This window comes from Rhodococcus sp. p52, assembly GCF_000763325.2.
Lineage (GTDB): Bacteria > Actinomycetota > Actinomycetes > Mycobacteriales > Mycobacteriaceae > Rhodococcus > Rhodococcus pyridinivorans.
Map to the genome: position 1 here is coordinate 1,743,467 of NZ_CP016819.1, position 15,404 is coordinate 1,758,870.

At 66.8% G+C, this 15,404-nt stretch carries 14 protein-coding genes; 9 read left to right on the forward strand and 5 right to left on the reverse strand.

Annotated features, from left to right (window positions below):
* Positions 1–362: 362 nt before the first annotated feature.
* Positions 363–1,577, forward strand: coding sequence for an acetyl-CoA C-acetyltransferase (locus IM25_RS08040; RefSeq protein WP_006552477.1), 1,215 nt, complete (start codon positions 363–365; stop codon positions 1,575–1,577).
* A 23-nt stretch (positions 1,578–1,600) separates the two neighbouring features.
* Positions 1,601–3,748: a 3-hydroxyacyl-CoA dehydrogenase NAD-binding domain-containing protein gene (locus tag IM25_RS08045; RefSeq protein WP_198162548.1), complete on the forward strand. Its 2,148-nt coding sequence runs from the start codon at positions 1,601–1,603 to the stop codon at positions 3,746–3,748.
* A 93-nt stretch (positions 3,749–3,841) separates the two neighbouring features.
* On the opposite strand, the gene IM25_RS08050 is transcribed toward IM25_RS08045, so the two are convergent.
* Together IM25_RS08050 and IM25_RS08055 are read right to left on the reverse strand one after the other, a co-directional pair.
* A complete protein-coding gene (locus IM25_RS08050; protein ID WP_033097926.1) occupies positions 3,842–5,149 on the reverse strand; it encodes a class I SAM-dependent methyltransferase in 1,308 nt (435 codons plus the stop codon).
* Complete coding sequence (locus IM25_RS08055; protein WP_033097925.1) at positions 5,146–6,606, reverse strand: FAD-binding oxidoreductase; 1,461 nt, start codon at positions 6,604–6,606, stop codon at positions 5,146–5,148. Before IM25_RS08055 ends, IM25_RS08050 begins: the two co-directional genes overlap by 4 nt.
* Positions 6,607–6,754: 148 nt before the next feature.
* On the opposite strand from IM25_RS08055, the gene IM25_RS08060 reads away from it, so the two are divergent.
* The 5 genes from IM25_RS08060 to IM25_RS08080 all read left to right on the forward strand — a co-directional run bounded on the left by IM25_RS08060 (position 6,755) and on the right by IM25_RS08080 (position 10,424).
* The gene (locus IM25_RS08060) at positions 6,755–7,189 is read left to right on the forward strand and encodes an SRPBCC family protein (protein ID WP_006552473.1); all 435 of its coding nucleotides are present in this window, start codon (positions 6,755–6,757) and stop codon (positions 7,187–7,189) included.
* A gap of 104 nt (positions 7,190–7,293) precedes the next feature.
* Positions 7,294–7,617: a YbaB/EbfC family nucleoid-associated protein gene (locus IM25_RS08065; RefSeq protein WP_019290262.1), complete on the forward strand. Its 324-nt coding sequence runs from the start codon at positions 7,294–7,296 to the stop codon at positions 7,615–7,617.
* A gap of 9 nt (positions 7,618–7,626) precedes the next feature.
* Complete coding sequence (recR, locus tag IM25_RS08070) at positions 7,627–8,235, forward strand: recombination mediator RecR (protein ID WP_019290261.1); 609 nt, start codon at positions 7,627–7,629, stop codon at positions 8,233–8,235.
* Positions 8,232–8,831, forward strand: coding sequence for a TetR/AcrR family transcriptional regulator (locus tag IM25_RS08075; protein WP_065995938.1), 600 nt, complete (start codon positions 8,232–8,234; stop codon positions 8,829–8,831). The genes recR and IM25_RS08075 overlap by 4 nt, the downstream gene beginning before the upstream one ends.
* A gap of 96 nt (positions 8,832–8,927) precedes the next feature.
* A complete protein-coding gene (locus IM25_RS08080; protein ID WP_232333425.1) occupies positions 8,928–10,424 on the forward strand; it encodes an MFS transporter in 1,497 nt (498 codons plus the stop codon).
* A gap of 97 nt (positions 10,425–10,521) precedes the next feature.
* Here IM25_RS08080 and IM25_RS08085 read toward each other — a convergent pair whose 3' ends face one another.
* Both IM25_RS08085 and IM25_RS08090 read right to left on the reverse strand, forming a co-directional pair.
* Entirely contained in the window at positions 10,522–11,487 is a 966-nt protein-coding gene (locus IM25_RS08085; protein ID WP_006552468.1) for an oxygenase MpaB family protein, read from the reverse strand.
* 4 nt (positions 11,488–11,491) lie between these two features.
* Positions 11,492–13,027, reverse strand: a complete 1,536-nt coding sequence (locus IM25_RS08090) for an aldehyde dehydrogenase family protein (RefSeq protein ID WP_033097924.1) — start codon at positions 13,025–13,027, stop codon at positions 11,492–11,494.
* A 130-nt stretch (positions 13,028–13,157) separates the two neighbouring features.
* Between IM25_RS08090 and IM25_RS08095 the strand changes: the two genes are divergently transcribed.
* Positions 13,158–13,907, forward strand: a complete 750-nt coding sequence (locus tag IM25_RS08095) for a GntR family transcriptional regulator (RefSeq protein WP_167414234.1) — start codon at positions 13,158–13,160, stop codon at positions 13,905–13,907.
* Positions 13,908–13,987: 80 nt separating this feature from the next.
* A complete protein-coding gene (locus IM25_RS08100) occupies positions 13,988–14,845 on the forward strand; it encodes an oxygenase MpaB family protein (protein WP_065995939.1) in 858 nt (285 codons plus the stop codon).
* Positions 14,846–14,911: 66 nt separating this feature from the next.
* Here IM25_RS08100 and IM25_RS08105 read toward each other — a convergent pair whose 3' ends face one another.
* Positions 14,912–15,388 (reverse strand): DUF4334 domain-containing protein, encoded by a 477-nt coding sequence (locus IM25_RS08105; protein ID WP_006552464.1) that lies wholly within the window; start codon positions 15,386–15,388, stop codon positions 14,912–14,914.
* Positions 15,389–15,404: the final 16 nt, after the last annotated feature.

Here is a 15,404-nt window from a genome sequence, read left to right on the forward strand (position 1 = left end):
CCTCACCGCCCTGCTGCGCACGGGTACCGACGACGTCCGTCTCGACTTCTCGGGTTCGGCGGATGCGATCGCGTCGCTGGTGTCGCGCCTCGATGTGGGCGGGCGCCTCGTGCTCGCGGGCTCGTCGGCACCCCTGTCCCCCTCGATGCGCTGCGAGAAGTCCTGTATGCGGCGCCGCGCCTGCGGGCGGCGGTGGTCCCGTAAGGGGTTTGCGGACGTTCGGTTCGGTCACGGACACCGATCGCTTCGGTCCTTACGGCCGAGGGGTGCCCGCTTCTATCGTAGGAGAGGTTGGGCACGGCGGCCCTCTGCAGGGCCGTGGGTGCTGTCGCTCCGCAAGCACGGGAAGGAACCTGCGCACTGTGACCACCGAGGCATTCATCTATGAAGCCATCCGAACACCACGCGGCCGAGGCAAGAAGACGGGCTCTTTGCACTCCGTCAAGCCGATCTCCCTGGTTACGGGCCTGATCGACGAGCTGCGTGTTCGATTCCCCGATCTCGACGAGAACCGTATCTCCGACCTGATCCTCGGTGTCGTCAGCCCCGTCGGCGATCAGGGTGCCGACATCGCCCGCACCGCTGTCACCATCGCGAACCTGCCGGCCACCACGGGCGGCGTGCAGATCAACCGGTTCTGCGCGTCGGGCCTCGAAGCCGTCAACATGGCTGCGCAGAAGGTCCGCTCCGGCTGGGACGAGCTCGTTCTCGCCGGCGGCGTCGAGTCCATGTCGCGTGTCTCCATGGGCTCCGACGGTGGCGCGTGGATGCTCGATCCCGCCACCAACTACGACAGCTACCTGGTTCCCCAGGGCATCTCCGCCGATCTCATCGCGACCATCGAGGGCTTCACCCGCGAGGACGTCGACGCCTACGCACTGCGTTCGCAGCAGCTCGCGGCGGCAGCCTGGTCGGGCGGCTACTTCTCCAAGTCGGTCGTGCCGGTCAAGGACCAGAACGGCCTGACCATCCTCGATCAGGACGAGCACATGCGTCCGGACACGACCCTCGAGGGTCTGGCCAAGCTGCAGCCGTCGTTCGCGACCATCGGTGAGATGGGCGGCTTCGACGCCGTGGCACAGCAGAAGTACCACTTCGTCGAGAAGATCGATCACGTCCACCACGGCGGCAACAGCTCGGGCATCGTCGACGGCGCGGCACTCGTGCTCGTCGGTTCCGAGCAGGCCGGCAAGGACCTCGGTCTGACCCCGCGTGCCCGCGTCGTCGCCACGGCCACCTCCGGTGCCGACTCGACGATCATGCTCACCGGCCCCACGCCGGCCGCGCACAAGGTTCTCGCTTCGGCGGGCCTGACGGTCGACGACATCGACCTGTTCGAGATCAACGAGGCGTTCGCCTCCGTCGTCCTGAAGTTCCAGAAGGACCTGAACATCCCGGACGAGAAGCTCAACGTCAACGGCGGCGCCATCGCGATGGGCCACCCGCTCGGCGCCACCGGCGCCATGATCACCGGCACCATGATCGACGAGCTCGAGCGCCGCGGAGCCAAGCGCGCCCTCGTCACCCTGTGCATCGGTGGCGGCATGGGTGTGGCCACCATCATCGAGCGCGTCTGACACCGGAAGGAATTCGAAAAACAGTGAGCGACAACATGATTTCCTGGGATAAGGACGCCGACGGCATCGTTGTGCTGACACTCGACGATCCGAACCAGGGCGCCAACACGATGAACGAGCTGTACAAGGCGTCGATGAAGGCCACCGTCGACCGTCTGTACGAGGAGCAGGACTCCATCACCGGTGTGGTGATCACCTCCGCGAAGAAGACCTTCTTCGCCGGCGGCGACCTGCGCAACATCATCGCGATCGGCCCCGACGACGCGCAGGTCGCGTTCGACGAGGTTCAGGGCATCAAGGCCGACCTGCGTCGTCTCGAGACCCTCGGTAAGCCCGTCGTCGCCGCCATCAACGGCGCGGCTCTCGGTGGCGGCCTCGAAATCGCCCTCGCGACGCATCGCCGCATCGCTGCCGATGTCAAGGGCGTGCAGATCGGTCTGCCCGAGGTCAGCCTCGGCCTGCTCCCCGGTGGCGGTGGCATCACCCGCACCGTGCGCCTGCTCGGCATCCAGACGGCGCTGCTCTCGGTTCTGCTGCAGGGCAACAAGTACAACGCGGTCAAGGCCAAGGAGATCGGCCTGGTCCACGACGTCGTGGGTAGCGTCGAGGAACTCGTTCCGGCCGCCAAGGAATGGATCAAGGCCAACCCCGAGGGCGGCATCCAGCCGTGGGATGTCAAGGGCTACAAGATCCCCGGCGGCACCCCTTCCAGCCCGGCCTTCGCCGCGAACCTTCCGGCCTCCCCCGCGAACCTGCGCAAGCAGATCAAGGGCGCCCCGATGCCGGCTCCGCGCGCCATCATGGCCGCCGCCGTCGAGGGCTCGCAGGTGGACTTCGACAATGCGTCGACCATCGAGTCGCGGTACTTCGTCGAACTCGCCACCGGCCAGGTCGCGAAGAACATGATCCAGGCGTTCTTCTTCGACATGCAGTCCATCAACTCGGGCGCTTCGCGTCCGAAGGACGTGCCGAAGCGCGAGATCAAGAAGATCGGCGTTCTCGGTGCGGGCATGATGGGCGCCGGCATCGCCTACGTCTCCGCCAAGGCCGGTTACGAGGTCGTCCTCAAGGACGTCACCCTCGAGGCCGCCGAGCGTGGCAAGAACTACTCGGAGAAGATCGAGGCCAAGGCTCTCTCGCGTGGCAAGACCACCGAGGAGAAGTCGAAGGCTCTGCTCGACCGCATCACGCCGACGGCCGCCCCCGCCGACTTCGCGGGCGTCGACTTCGTCATCGAGGCAGTGTTCGAGAACACCGAGCTCAAGCACAAGGTGTTCCAGGAGATCGAAGACATCGTCGATCCCGACGCGCTGCTCGGCTCGAACACCTCGACGCTGCCCATCACCGGTCTCGCGACCGGCGTCAAGCGTCCCGAGGACTTCATCGGTATCCACTTCTTCTCGCCGGTCGACAAGATGCCTCTGGTCGAGATCATCAAGGGTGAGAAGACCTCCGACGAGGCCCTGGCCCGCGTGTTCGACTACACGCTCGCGATCCGCAAGACCCCGATCGTCGTCAACGACAGCCGCGGCTTCTTCACCTCGCGCGTGATCGGCACGTTCGTCAACGAGGCCATCGCCATGCTCGGCGAGGGCATCGAGCCCGCGACCATCGAGCAGGCCGGTTCGCAGGCGGGTTACCCGGCTCCGCCGCTGCAGCTGACCGACGAGCTGAACATGAAGCTCATGCAGAAGATCGCGAAGGAATCCGAGGAGGCCGCCAAGCAGGGCGACACCAAGCTCGGCACCACGCGTCATCCCGCACTCGACGTGGTCGACTGGATGGTCGAGCAGGGTCGTCCGGGTCGTCTCGAGAAGGCCGGCTTCTACGAGTACGACGAGAACGGCAAGCGTCAGGGCATCTGGCAGGGTGTGCGCGATCACTTCAAGACCGAGGCGACCCTCGATGTGCCGCTGCAGGATCTGATCGACCGCATGCTCTTCGCCGAGGCGATCGAGACCCAGAAGTGCTTCGACGAGGGTGTTCTCGAGACCACCGCCGACGCCAACATCGGCTCGATCTTCGGCATCGGCTTCCCGGCCTGGACCGGTGGTGTCGCTCAGTACATCGTCGGCTACCCGGGTGGCAAGGAAGGCTTCGTCAAGCGCGCCGAGGAACTCGCCGCCAAGTACGGCGAGCGCTTCAACCCGCCGGCGTCGCTGCGCAGCTGACGCACACGACGGTTGCACGGAAGGGCTCCCGACGCCACGGCGTCGGGAGCCCTTCCCGTTCGCGCTCTTCTGTTTTCGCGCCGATGGGGTCGGTTAGGCGACCCACCAGGGGCGCAGCGGCGTCTGCGGCTTCTTGTCGTCGCCGAGCTTGACCGCGAGCACCTGGTGCAGCTGGACCACGTTGCGTTCGAAGCCGAGGCGCGAGCCTGCCATGTACAGGCCCCACAGGCGGGCCGTGCCCTCACCGACCTCGGCGACGCAGGCCTGCCAGTGCTTCTCGAGGTACTCGCACCAGCCCTTCAGCGTCAGGGCGTAGTGCTCGCGCAGGTTCTCCTCGTGCATCACCTCGAAGCCGATGTTCTGCGCCTCGGTGATGATGCGACCCGAACCGGTGAGCTCCCCGTCGGGGAAGACGTACCGGTCGATGAACCCGCCGGCCTTGGCGCGGGTGTTGTTGGTCGGCCGGGTGATGCAGTGGTTGAGCAGCAGACCGCCCACCCGCAGTTTGCCGTGGAGGAACCGGAAGTAGGCCGGATAGTTGGCGACACCGATGTGCTCGGTCAGGCCGATCGACGAGATGGCGTCGAATCCTTCCTCGGGCACGTCGCGGTAGTCGGAGTGCCGGACCTCCGCCAGGTCGCTCAGGCCCTCCTCGACGATGGCCTTCTGCGCCCATTCGGCCTGCTCCTTGGAGAGCGTCACGCCGAGGGCCTTCACACCGCGCCGAGCGGCGTAACGCACCATCCCGCCCCAGCCGCAACCGATGTCGAGCAGGCGGTCGCCCGGCTTCAACCGCAGCTTCTCGAAGACCAGACGGTACTTGTTCTCCTGGGCGTCCTCGAGGCTCTGATTCTCGGATTCGAAGACGGCGCAGGTGTACGTCATCGAGGGGCCGAGAACGTACTCGTAGAACTCGTTGGACACGTCGTAGTGGTGATGGATGACCTCGGCGTCGCGCGATTTCGAGTGCCGCAGACCCTCGGCGATGCGGCGCCAGCGCGGCAGGTGCTCCTGCGGCGGCGGTGCGATCGGCTTGAGCAGTTCGGTGCCGAGCGACCGGGCGATCTGCGCGAGGATACGTGCCGGGGGACGCTCGAAGTGCAGGTCGCCGAGCGAGGCGAGCAACTCGTAGGGGTTGCCGGGATGCACTCCCTTCGCCTGGAGATCGCCCGAGATGTACGCCCGTGCCATACCCAGATCGCCGGGGGCCGTGGCGATGTACGTCGCGCCCTTGGGCGACGCGAGATGTAGACCGTAGGGAGAGTCCTCGGGACCGGCCGCCGATCCGTCGTAGGCCGTGAAGCGCAACGGCATGTCGCCGCCGGTCACGATCTCCACGATCTGGGCGAGCGCGAGCCTGTCCTCGGTGGACCGATCGTTCTCGGTCCTGAATATGGTCACTTTCGTTGCACCGCCTTCGAAAACAGGTCCAGTAGACGGGACCGAGGGTCGTATTTCTGCTTGAGAGCGGGGTATTCACCGCCGCCGTAATAGAGCTTCTCGAACTCGTCCTTCGAGTAGTAGGAGTCCGAGTAGAGCGATTTGTGCCCGTCGAGTTCGGCGACCTTCTTCTCGATCAGCCGGTTGGCGGCGCCCTCCTCGGCGCCGGGCACGATGGGAACGGACGACCAGAACCCGACGTTCACATAGGCGCGCTTCGGCTCGAGCGGGTACAGCGGCCAGGGACGCTGGGCGTCCGAGGTGCTCGGACGGCCGGCGTCCGGGGACGACTCGATGTCGCGCAACTTCAAGGGGCACAACCAGATCGGCTCGATGGGAATTTCGTCGAGGAACCACTCGACGAACTCCTGCGTGCGTTCGAGCGGGACCTCGATGTCCTGCACGACGCGCTCGCGGGGTGGATTGCCCTTGCGTGCCTCGATCCGGTCGGCCACCGAATACTTGTGGTCGAGCGCGATGAGCTTCCAGTAGAAACTGCTGCGCAGCAACTGCTTCGGCCACATCCGGCGGATCTTCGGGTTCTGGGCGCCGAAAGCCCGGGAGCACCAGAACCAGTCGGTGTCCCACCGCCACAGATAGTCGCGGATCGTGAGCCGATCCTCCTTGGGGCGGTTGACGGAGACGTGCTGGATCGACCGGTAGTAGATGTCCTGCCCGGTGTAATCGCTGACGGGACCCGGCTCGTCGGTCTGTGTGCCGAGCGTCAGGTAGCTCTCGGTCGCGGAGAAGACGACACCGTCGAGATAGTCGACCGGTGTGCCGTCCCAGGTCCGTTCGTCGACGATCCGCGCGAGGGCGGACTGCAGATCGGCGATCGTGTCGAAACGCAGGTGACGCAGTGCGACGAAACGTTTCACCGGTTCGAGTGCGATGCGCAGGCGCGTGGCGTACCCGAGCGAACCGTACGAGTTGGGGAAGCCGTGGAACAGATCGGCGTGCTCACCCTCCGGGCGGGCCGTGATGATCTCGCCGGACCCGGTCAGGATGTCCATCTCGAGCACGGACTCGTGGGGGAGGCCGTTGCGGAAGGACGTCGACTCGATGCCGAGCCCGGTGACGGCGCCGCCGAGCGTGATCGTCTTCAGCTGTGGGACGACCAACGGTGCGAGGCCGTAGGGCAGGGTCGCGTCGACGAGGTCCTCGTAGGTGCACATGCCGGCGACGTCGGCGGTGCGGGCCTGCGGGTCGACGGAGATGACACCGCCGAGACCGGAGACGTCGAGCCCCGGCGCGTTCGCCGCGGCGCGTGCCCGGAAGAGGTTCGACGTCTTCTTCGCGAGTCGCACGGGCGCGTCGGCCGGAATCGCGCTGTACGAGCGCAGCAGGCGGTCTACACCCTGGCGGTGTACCGCCTCCCCGTACGGGACCTTCACACCTGACGATCTCGGCATCTGCATTCGACTCCTCCGGAGCGGCGCATCAGTGGCACGTCCACAATAGACCCGGCGGTCGCATCCGTCCCGGAACGCGCAGGGCAGGATGGATGCTGTCGTCACAGGCACATTCGAGCCCGCATCAGCGCGGAAGAAGCAGAAGGAGTCGTTCATGGCACAGGTCAGCGCAAGCAGTTCGATCCAGTTGGCGGCAGCTCCCGAGGTGGTGCTCACCGCCCTGGCCGACTACGAGACCGTGCGCCCGCGCATCCTCACCGAGCACTACCGCGACTACCGCGTGATCTCCGGTGGTCGCGGCGACGGCACCGTCGTGCACTGGATCCTCCAGGCCACGGAGAAGCGTCAGCGCGACGTGCAGGCCACCGTGTCGGTGAAGGGCAGTACCGTCACGGAGACGGACGCGAACTCGACGCTCGTGACGACCTACAGCGTCGTGCCGAACGGGACGGGTTCGACGGTCGTCGTGCTCACTCAGTGGAAGGGTGCCGGTGGCGTCAAGGGCTTCTTCGAGAAGACGTTCGCGCCGCTCGGCCTGAAGAAGATCCAGCAGCAGGTGCTCGAGAACCTGAAGAAGGAAGTCGACTGAGCCCGGTTCGGTCGACCTCGGCGTCTGTGTCCACCCCGATGCGCGGCGACTAGGCTGGCATCACAAACGTGCAGAAAGGACGTGCCGTGCAACCCGGTGGTGGAATGCCCGACATGCAGCAACTCCTCGCTCAGGCCCAGCAGATGCAGCAGCAACTCGTCGCTGCGCAGAACGAGATGGCGCAGGCGGAGGTCACCGGCCAGGCCGGCGGTGGCCTCGTGACCGCGACGGTGAAGGGCACGGGCGAGGTCGTGTCCGTGAAGATCGATCCGAAGGTCGTCGACCCCGAGGACGTCGAGACCCTGCAGGATCTGGTGGTCGGTGCGATCGCCGACGCCTCGGCGAAGGCCCAGGAGATCGCGGCCGAGAAGCTCGGTCCGCTCGCGGGTGGGCTCGGCGGCGGAATCCCCGGCCTGCCCGGTTTCTAGAGGTCGGCGTTGTACGAAGGACCGGTACAGGACCTCATCGACGAGCTGGGCAAGCTTCCGGGCGTCGGCCCGAAGAGTGCCCAGCGCATCGCGTTCCATCTGCTCTCGGTCGAGCCGCCCGAGATCGACCGCCTGCAGGCGGCGCTGCAGCGGATCCGCGACGGCGTGCAGTTCTGCGAGGTCTGCGGAACGGTCTCCGACCAGCGGCGTTGCCGCATCTGCTCCGATCCTCGCCGCGACCGCACGGTGATCTGCGTGGTCGAGGAACCGAAGGACGTGCAGGCGATCGAACGCACCCGGGAGTTCCGGGGGCGCTATCACGTCCTCGGTGGTGCGCTCGACCCGCTCAATGGCGTCGGCCCCGACCAGCTGCACATCCGCGAACTGCTCACCCGCATCGGCAACCAGGAGGACGGCGTCGACGTCTCCGAGGTGATCATCGCGACCGACCCCAATACGGAGGGCGAGGCGACGGCCACCTATCTGGTGCGTATGCTGCGCGACTTCCCGGGGCTGAGCGTCACCCGCCTCGCGTCGGGTCTGCCGATGGGCGGCGATCTCGAGTTCGCCGACGAGCTGACGCTCGGGCGAGCGTTGTCGGGGAGGCGGGCGATGTGACCGTGCGCAGCACGGAGGCATCGCACCGGGGTGAGCCCGAGAAGCGTCGCCGGACTTCCGACGAGACCCGGAAGCTGATCATCGAGGCTGCGGGGAAGGCGTTTGCGACGCGCCCCTACCGCGACATCACGCTCAAGGACATCGCGGAGGAAGCGGGGGTCAGCGCCCCGCTGATCATCAAGTACTTCGGCTCGAAGGAGCAGTTGTACGAGGAGCTCGTCGACTTCCAGTACGGCGCGCAGGTGCTGTTCGACGGGCCGCTCGAGAGCCTGGGGGAGCGGATGGTCGCGATGCTCGCCCGCCCGCTCGACCCCTACAAGCCATTGTCGATGAACATCCTGTTCATGAGCGGGGGCAGCGAGGAGAGCAACCGCATGCTCCGCGACAACTACTCCGCGCAGATGGTCGACGCGCTCGCCGCGCGGCTGCCGGGGTCGGATGCCCGTCTCCGGGCCGAGCTGGCGATGTCGGCGGTGATGGGGTTGGCGATCATGCGGCGCCGCATGATGCAGGAGCGCGCGACCGGCACGGTCGAGGAAGTTGTGGCCATGTACGCGCCGCTGGTTCAGCGGTTGCTCGACGGAGACGGTTCTTAGCGGCACGAATGACCTTGGTCACTACTCTTGAGGGTAAATAGCCGTTCACCTAATGTGGTGAACGGCTATTTACCTGTTTGGCGAGAGGGGGTGTCGATGTCGATCTCGCTCCCCCTGCGCCTGCACGTGGCGGGTAGGTCCGCCGCCGCGCCGACGCGCTCAGCGTCCGGAACGACGAAGGTGAGCGGACCGGCGGAGAAGAAGACGCGCAACCTGCGGCATTTCGTCTTCCCGGTTCTCGCGGTCGGCGCCGTCTTCCAGGCCATCATGCAGACCGTTATGGTGCCGCTCCTGCCGAGCATGCCGGGCTTCACCGGCGCCGGAACCACCGCCGTCTCGTGGCTGGTGACGAGCACCCTGCTGGTCGGTGCGGTGATGACGCCCATCTTCGGCCGTCTCGCCGACATGATCGGCAAGAAGCGGATGCTCCTCATCGCGTTCTCGCTTATGACACTCGGCTCGTTGATCTGCGCGCTGACCTCGGACATCGGACTGCTCATCGTCGCCCGTGGCCTGCAGGGCGCCGGCGCGGCGGTGCTGCCGATCGGCATGGCGATCCTTCGCGAGGTCCTGCCCCGTGAGCACGTGGAGCGCTCGATCGCGATGCTCAGTTCCACCCTCGGCATCGGCACCGCGGTCGGTATCCCGTTCGCTGCCGCCATCGTCCAGTTCGCCGATTGGCACCTGCTCTTCTGGACCACCGCCGCCATCGGCGCCGGTGTCGCCCTCGCGGCGTGGATCGTCATCCCGGAATCGGACACCCGCACCGGCGGTCGCTTCGACGCCGTGGGCGCCGCCGGCCTGTCCGCCGCCCTGGTGTGCCTGCTCGTGCCCATCACCCAGGGCAGCACGTGGGGCTGGACGAGCCCCGCAGTGCTGCTCTCGTTCGCCGCGTCGGTGCTGCTGTTCGTGCTCTGGGGAGTGCAGCAGCTGCGCAACCGCACCCCGCTCGTCGACCTGCGTGTCTCGGCCCGCCGTTCCGTCCTCGCGCCGCACCTGTCGGCACTGCTCGTCGGGTTCGCCTTCTACGGCAACACCCTCATCACCACACAGTTGCTGCAAGCGCCGTCCGGGCACGGAGCCGGATACGACCTGACCATCCTCCAGGCCGCGGCCTGCCAGCTCGCCGCGAGCTTCGCGATGATGATCTTCGCGATCGTGGCCTCCCGGATCACCGAACGTTTCGGACCCAAGATCACGATCATGACCGGAGCGGTCTTCCTGCTCGCCGGCTACAGCGTCCACGCGGTGCCCGGCAAGCCGCTGTGGCTCGTCGTCGCCGCCATCTTCGTCGCGGCGATCGGCACGTCGCTCGTGTACTGCACGCTGCCGGTGCTCCTCCTCGGCGCGGTGCCGCTGTCGCAGAACGCCGCGGCGAACGGCGTCAACGTCCTGCTCCGCACCGTGGGCAGCACCGTCTGCAGCGCGGTCGTCGCCTCGGTGCTCGCGGCTCACACCCTCGGGGGCGGGCTCGGCATCGGCACCGCGGGCTTCGTGATCGCCTACCTCGTGTGCGCCGGTTGCGCCGTGGTCGTCTTCGTCTCGGGCTTCGCACTCCCGTCGAAGCAGGCCCTGCGGCCCGTCGAGAACTGACCCCGGCCCGCCCTCCCGGAACAGTTACGGCCCTGCACCCCGGTGGTGAAACCGGAATGCGGGGCCGCCCCTCCTGTCCCCCAGGTCTGTCGGTGCGTCAGTGTTCGACGCCCAGATCGTTCGGACGGTAACCGAGGGGGTAACCCGGATACGTCCGGTTGGTGGCGTTGCCCGCCGACAGCGACACGCGTCGCTTCGGCAGTCGCCGCACGAACGCCGACCGTGCCCGCAGCGCGCCCTCGACGATCTCCGTCACCTGCGGTGAGCTCTTCGGGAAACCGAACGCCGACGCCATGCGGTCGTCGATCAGCGCGAAAACGACCTTCTCGATGCCCTTGTTCAGCACCTTCGGGTACCACGACTGGAACAGGCGCAGCGTGTAGGTGCCGATGGCGTGGTTGTCGTCGCTGTAGGTGAACTTCTCGCGCTCGTATTCGAGCTTGAACCGGTGGAACTCCTGGAACGACTCCGGGATGTCCTTGATGCCCATCCGGATGCCCACCTGGCGGTAGAAGTAGAACGACGCCAGCCGCTCCTTCGGGTGCAGGCGACGCCACCCGTAGCGGTCGATCCAGTCGAGCGGGTCGTACACGAAGGTCGACAGGACGTACAGCATGTCGTCGTTGTCGATCGAGTACTTGCCGTGCATCCGGTTGATGTTGCGCAGCGACTCGCGTCCCCGCTCGGCGTCGTAGCCGTGCTCGACCAGCTCGGCCATCAGCAGCGCCGTGTCGTCGTACCGCTTCTGCGGCCGCTTCTCGAACTCGCCGGTGCGGGCGAGCAACTCCGAGATGCTGGGCACGCAGTACGTGCGGAAGAGGGCGAACTCGAGCGACCGCTGGTAGTCCCACGGGAACTCGTAACCGGCGGTGATCCGCACGATGTCCTGGTGCTGCGTGACCGGGTCGAGCTCCTCGATCACCTCGACCCAGCCCATCCGCCCACGCTTCGGGTGCGGGTCCCTGTTCGGGGGTGGGAACGTACCGGCCTTCTCGATGCGTGCCTCGGGCTTCGCGACGACGGCGGCCTTTCGGCTGCGAGTGCGCGGGGGAGTGGTCGTCATCGGCTCACCTTCCGTGCATGAACTGGAGCATCGCTCGCGAGATTTTCAGATCGCGCTCCGGACGCTCGAGGCTCATGAGTTTGAGCGGCGAGCTGAACTTCGCCACCGTGACCGACTTGGGACGGCTGAACTCGCGCAGGCCGTCGGCGCCGTGGATGCGGCCGAAGCCGGACTCGCCGATGCCGCCGAAGGGCAACGAGGCGATGGCGGCGAAGCCGAGCACCGAGTTGACCGACACCATGCCGTTGCGCAGGCGTTCGGCGAGCTGACGGCCTTTCTTCTTGTTGCGCGTGAAGATCGACGCACCGAGACCGTAGTTCGTGCCGTTCGCGCGTTCGACGGCCTCGTCGAGGTCGCGAACCTTGTTGACGACGACCGTCGGGCCGAAGGTCTCCTCGCACACCGCGGCCGAGGTCTCGGGCACGTCGGTGAGGATGACGGGCTCGACGATGCGCTCCTGCACCGAATCGAGTCCGCCGAGGACGGCCTTGCCACCGGACTTCAGGGCGTCCTCGATGTGACTGCGCACGATGTCGACCTGGCGCGGAAGCGTCATAGGGCCGTAGGTGGAGTCTTCGTCGCCGCCCGGCTTCGCGCGCCGGACGGTGGCGGTGAGCTTGTCGAGGAACTCGCGGTAGACAGGCTCCTCGACGTAGATGCGCTCGACGCCCGCGCAGGTCTGGCCGGCGTTGCCGAAGGCGCCGAAGGCGGCGAACTCGACGGCCTCGTCGATGTTCGCGTCGGCCGCGACGATCATCGCGTCCTTGCCGCCGCATTCGGCGACGAGCGGGGTGAGCGACTCGGCGCACACCGCCATGACCTTGCGGGCGGTGGGGCCGGAGCCGGTGAAGGCGACCTTGTCGACACCCGAACGCACGAGCGCCGAACCCGTCTCACCGAGACCGGTGATGACCTGGAAGACCGGCTGGGTGGGGGCGATCGAGTTCCACTTGTCCTCGAGCCACTTCGCAACACCGGGGGTGAGCTCGCTCGGCTTGAAGACGACGGCGTTGCCGGCGGCCAGCGAGTAGGCGATCGAACCCATCGGGGTGTACACGGGGTAGTTCCAGGGGCCGATCACGCCGATGACACCGAGGGGCTTGTACTCGAGGGTTGCGGCCTGGTTGAAGCTCGCGACGCCCGAGGGCACCTTGCGGGGCCTGAGCACCTTCTTGGCGTTCTTGGCCGCCCAGTCGAGGTGCTCGACCGCCAGCATGACTTCGAGGAAGGCGTCGCCGAAGGGCTTACCGGTCTCCTTCGCCACCACCGATGCGAGCGAGGTCGCGTCGGATGCGATGGCCTTCTTGAACTCGAGGAGCCAGTCGCGGCGGCCGCGGAAGCCCTGCGCCTCCCACCAGCGCGCGGCGACGCGGGCGCGCTCGACGGCCGCGCCCACGGCGGCCTCGTCGGCGACCGGATACTCGGCGATCATCTCGCCGTTCCGGGGGTCGAGGCTGGCGAAGGTGTCGGTGTTCGCTGCCGTGGATGCCTTGTTCGAGCTGCTCTTCGCGTTCTTCGGACTGGTGAGGTTCTGGGTCATGTTCGACACTTCCTGGTGAACCACATCACATATATTTGATGTGATAGCTGTAGTGGACATCACATTAGGCGTTCGCGGGACAATTGGACAACCCCCGTGCGCAGTTGTCCGGATTCCTACAGGAGACACGATGGCGGCACCGACACGTAGCCCCGGGACAGCGGCGGATCACGCTGCGGCATCCCGACGTTCGGAGGGGGCCGTACGGCGCCGTCCGCAGCTTTCCGACGAGGTGGCCGGTCACCTCCGCGGCTCGATCATGTCCGGCGTGTTGCGTCCGGGCGACTTCATCCGGCTCGACGAGACCGCCGTCGAACTCGGCGTCAGCGTCACCCCGGTCCGGGAGGCGCTGCTGACGCTGCGCGGGGAGGGGATGGTCGAATCCGCCCCGAACCGCGGCTACCGGGTCTCGCCCCTCACGCGCGGCGACATCGACGACATCTTCTGGCTGCAGGGGCAGATCGCCGTCGAGCTCGCGCTCCGAGCGGTCGACCGTGCTACGCCGGCCGACCTCGAGCGTCTGGCCGAACTCAACGAGAGGCTGCGCAGGCTCGTCGTTGCCCCGGAGGGAGTGGCACCCGATATCGAGCGGATCGCCGACGCGGAGTTCGACTTCCATCGTGAGCTCAACCGCATCGCCGACAGCCCCAAGCTCGCGTGGTTCCTCAACGCAGCCGCGCGCACGATTCCGTACCGCCTCTACGCGCGCGACGCCGAGTGGGGAACGCTCGCCATCCGATCGCACACGAAGCTGATCGAGGCGATCGCCGCGCAGGACCACAGCGAGGTGATCACGCAGACGCTGGTGCAGTTCGAGGACGCGGCCGCGCGTCTGGTCGCCCACCGCGAGCGAGCGGGTGTCGATTCGCCTCCCGGATAGGCACTTGCATATCTGAGTACGGGTGTGCGCAATTTGTATGACAGTGCTGCACCAGTGCTTTCACCATCAGGAGACCTCCGATGACGACCCACGCCGAAGAGCGCGTCCCCACCGTCACCACCGACGAACCGGTGGCGACCCACGCTCCGCTTCCGGCGGGCTCGGTCGAACTGGCCGACTTCGTCGGAGAGTCGATGCTCCTGCTCGGCGCCGGCGCGACGGTCCTCCTGCAGCTGGCATCGCGCGGTGTCGGGCACGGCGTCGCCGATCACAGCACCACCCTGCAGCGGCCGCTCGACCGGTTGCGCACCACGATGACCTACGTCTACGCGGTCACGCTCGGTACTCCCGAGGAGAAGAAGCAGATCGTCCGGATGGTCAACAAGGCGCACGTCCCGGTGCGCTCGGAGACCTACAACGCCTTCGATCCCGAACTCCAGTTGTGGGTCGCCGCAACGCTGTACCGTAACGGTGTCGACATGTACCGGCGGATGTTCGGGCCTGTCACCGATGCCGACATCGAACGCATCTACCGCCAGTCCGCGGTCTACGGCACGGCCCTGCAGGTCGAGGCCGACATGTGGCCGAAGACGCGGGAGGAGTTCGACAGGTACTGGGACGAGATGATCGCGACCTTCGAGGTCGACCGGAAGGTGCGTTCGTTCACCCGCGATCTCCTCACCGGCGGTGACGCCCCGCTTCCCGTTCGCGCCCTCGTGCCGCTGCAGCGCTTCATGACGATCGGTCTTCTCCCGCAACGCATGCGCGACGAATTCGCGCTGCCGTGGAGCCCGCGCGACCAGCGGCGCTTCGACCTGTTCTGGAAGGTGGCCCCGCCGATCTACCGCGCGGTGCCCAGGCCGATCCGACAGCTGTCGGCCACCTACTACCTCAACGACATGCGCCGCCGGATGAAGGCGCACGGACACGTCATCTGAGCTCTCCGCCGAGAACGCCGAGTGGCCGGACGCGCGTCCGGCCACTGTGCGTTTCCCGTCCGACGATCACACGGCGGTGTCGCGTTCGAGACCGAACCAGTAGTGCTCGCCGTCGTCGAACACCAGCGAGCCCTTGCCGTTCATCACCCCGACGACGGTGTCGTCGTCGACCTTCTTGAAGTGGTCGAAGACCGGCATGCCGTCGTAGACCATCGTCGCCGTCACCTCACCGCGGAAGACGATCTCCCACAGGCTCGCTTCGCCGCGTCCGGTCTTCGTGTCGGAGAACAACTCGCCGTCCTCGCCGTAGCACACGAGCGGCTGGACCTCGGACACCGACGCGAACGTCTTTCCGTACCACCGCGACCTGCCGAGCAGTGTGTGGGTGCGGTGCCCGGTGTCGAAACTGTAACCCTTCCACCGGTATCCGACGAGATCGTCGAGTCGTGCCGGAGCGAGATGCTCCCAGAGGGCATCGAGTTCGCGAGGATCGATCCGGTCGGTGCGGGCGCGCAGTTCCTCGAGTCGCTGGACGACGTTCATGTGTTCCCCCGGATGT

Bases quoted from the DNA above. Each gene is read 5' to 3' on its own strand.
- IM25_RS08055 (WP_033097925.1), bottom strand. From the start codon at position 6,606: ATGCAGATGCCGAGATCGTCAGGTGTGAAGGTCCCGTACGGGGAGGCG.
- IM25_RS08095 (WP_167414234.1), top strand. From the start codon at position 13,158: ATGGCGGCACCGACACGTAGCCCCGGGACAGCGGCGGATCACGCTGCG.
- IM25_RS08090 (WP_033097924.1), bottom strand. From the start codon at position 13,027: ATGACCCAGAACCTCACCAGTCCGAAGAACGCGAAGAGCAGCTCGAAC.
- IM25_RS08065 (WP_019290262.1), top strand. From the start codon at position 7,294: ATGCCCGACATGCAGCAACTCCTCGCTCAGGCCCAGCAGATGCAGCAG.
- IM25_RS08060 (WP_006552473.1), top strand. From the start codon at position 6,755: ATGGCACAGGTCAGCGCAAGCAGTTCGATCCAGTTGGCGGCAGCTCCC.
- IM25_RS08085 (WP_006552468.1), bottom strand. From the start codon at position 11,487: ATGACGACCACTCCCCCGCGCACTCGCAGCCGAAAGGCCGCCGTCGTC.
- IM25_RS08080 (WP_232333425.1), top strand. From the start codon at position 8,928: ATGTCGATCTCGCTCCCCCTGCGCCTGCACGTGGCGGGTAGGTCCGCC.
- IM25_RS08100 (WP_065995939.1), top strand. From the start codon at position 13,988: ATGACGACCCACGCCGAAGAGCGCGTCCCCACCGTCACCACCGACGAA.
- IM25_RS08105 (WP_006552464.1), bottom strand. From the start codon at position 15,388: ATGAACGTCGTCCAGCGACTCGAGGAACTGCGCGCCCGCACCGACCGG.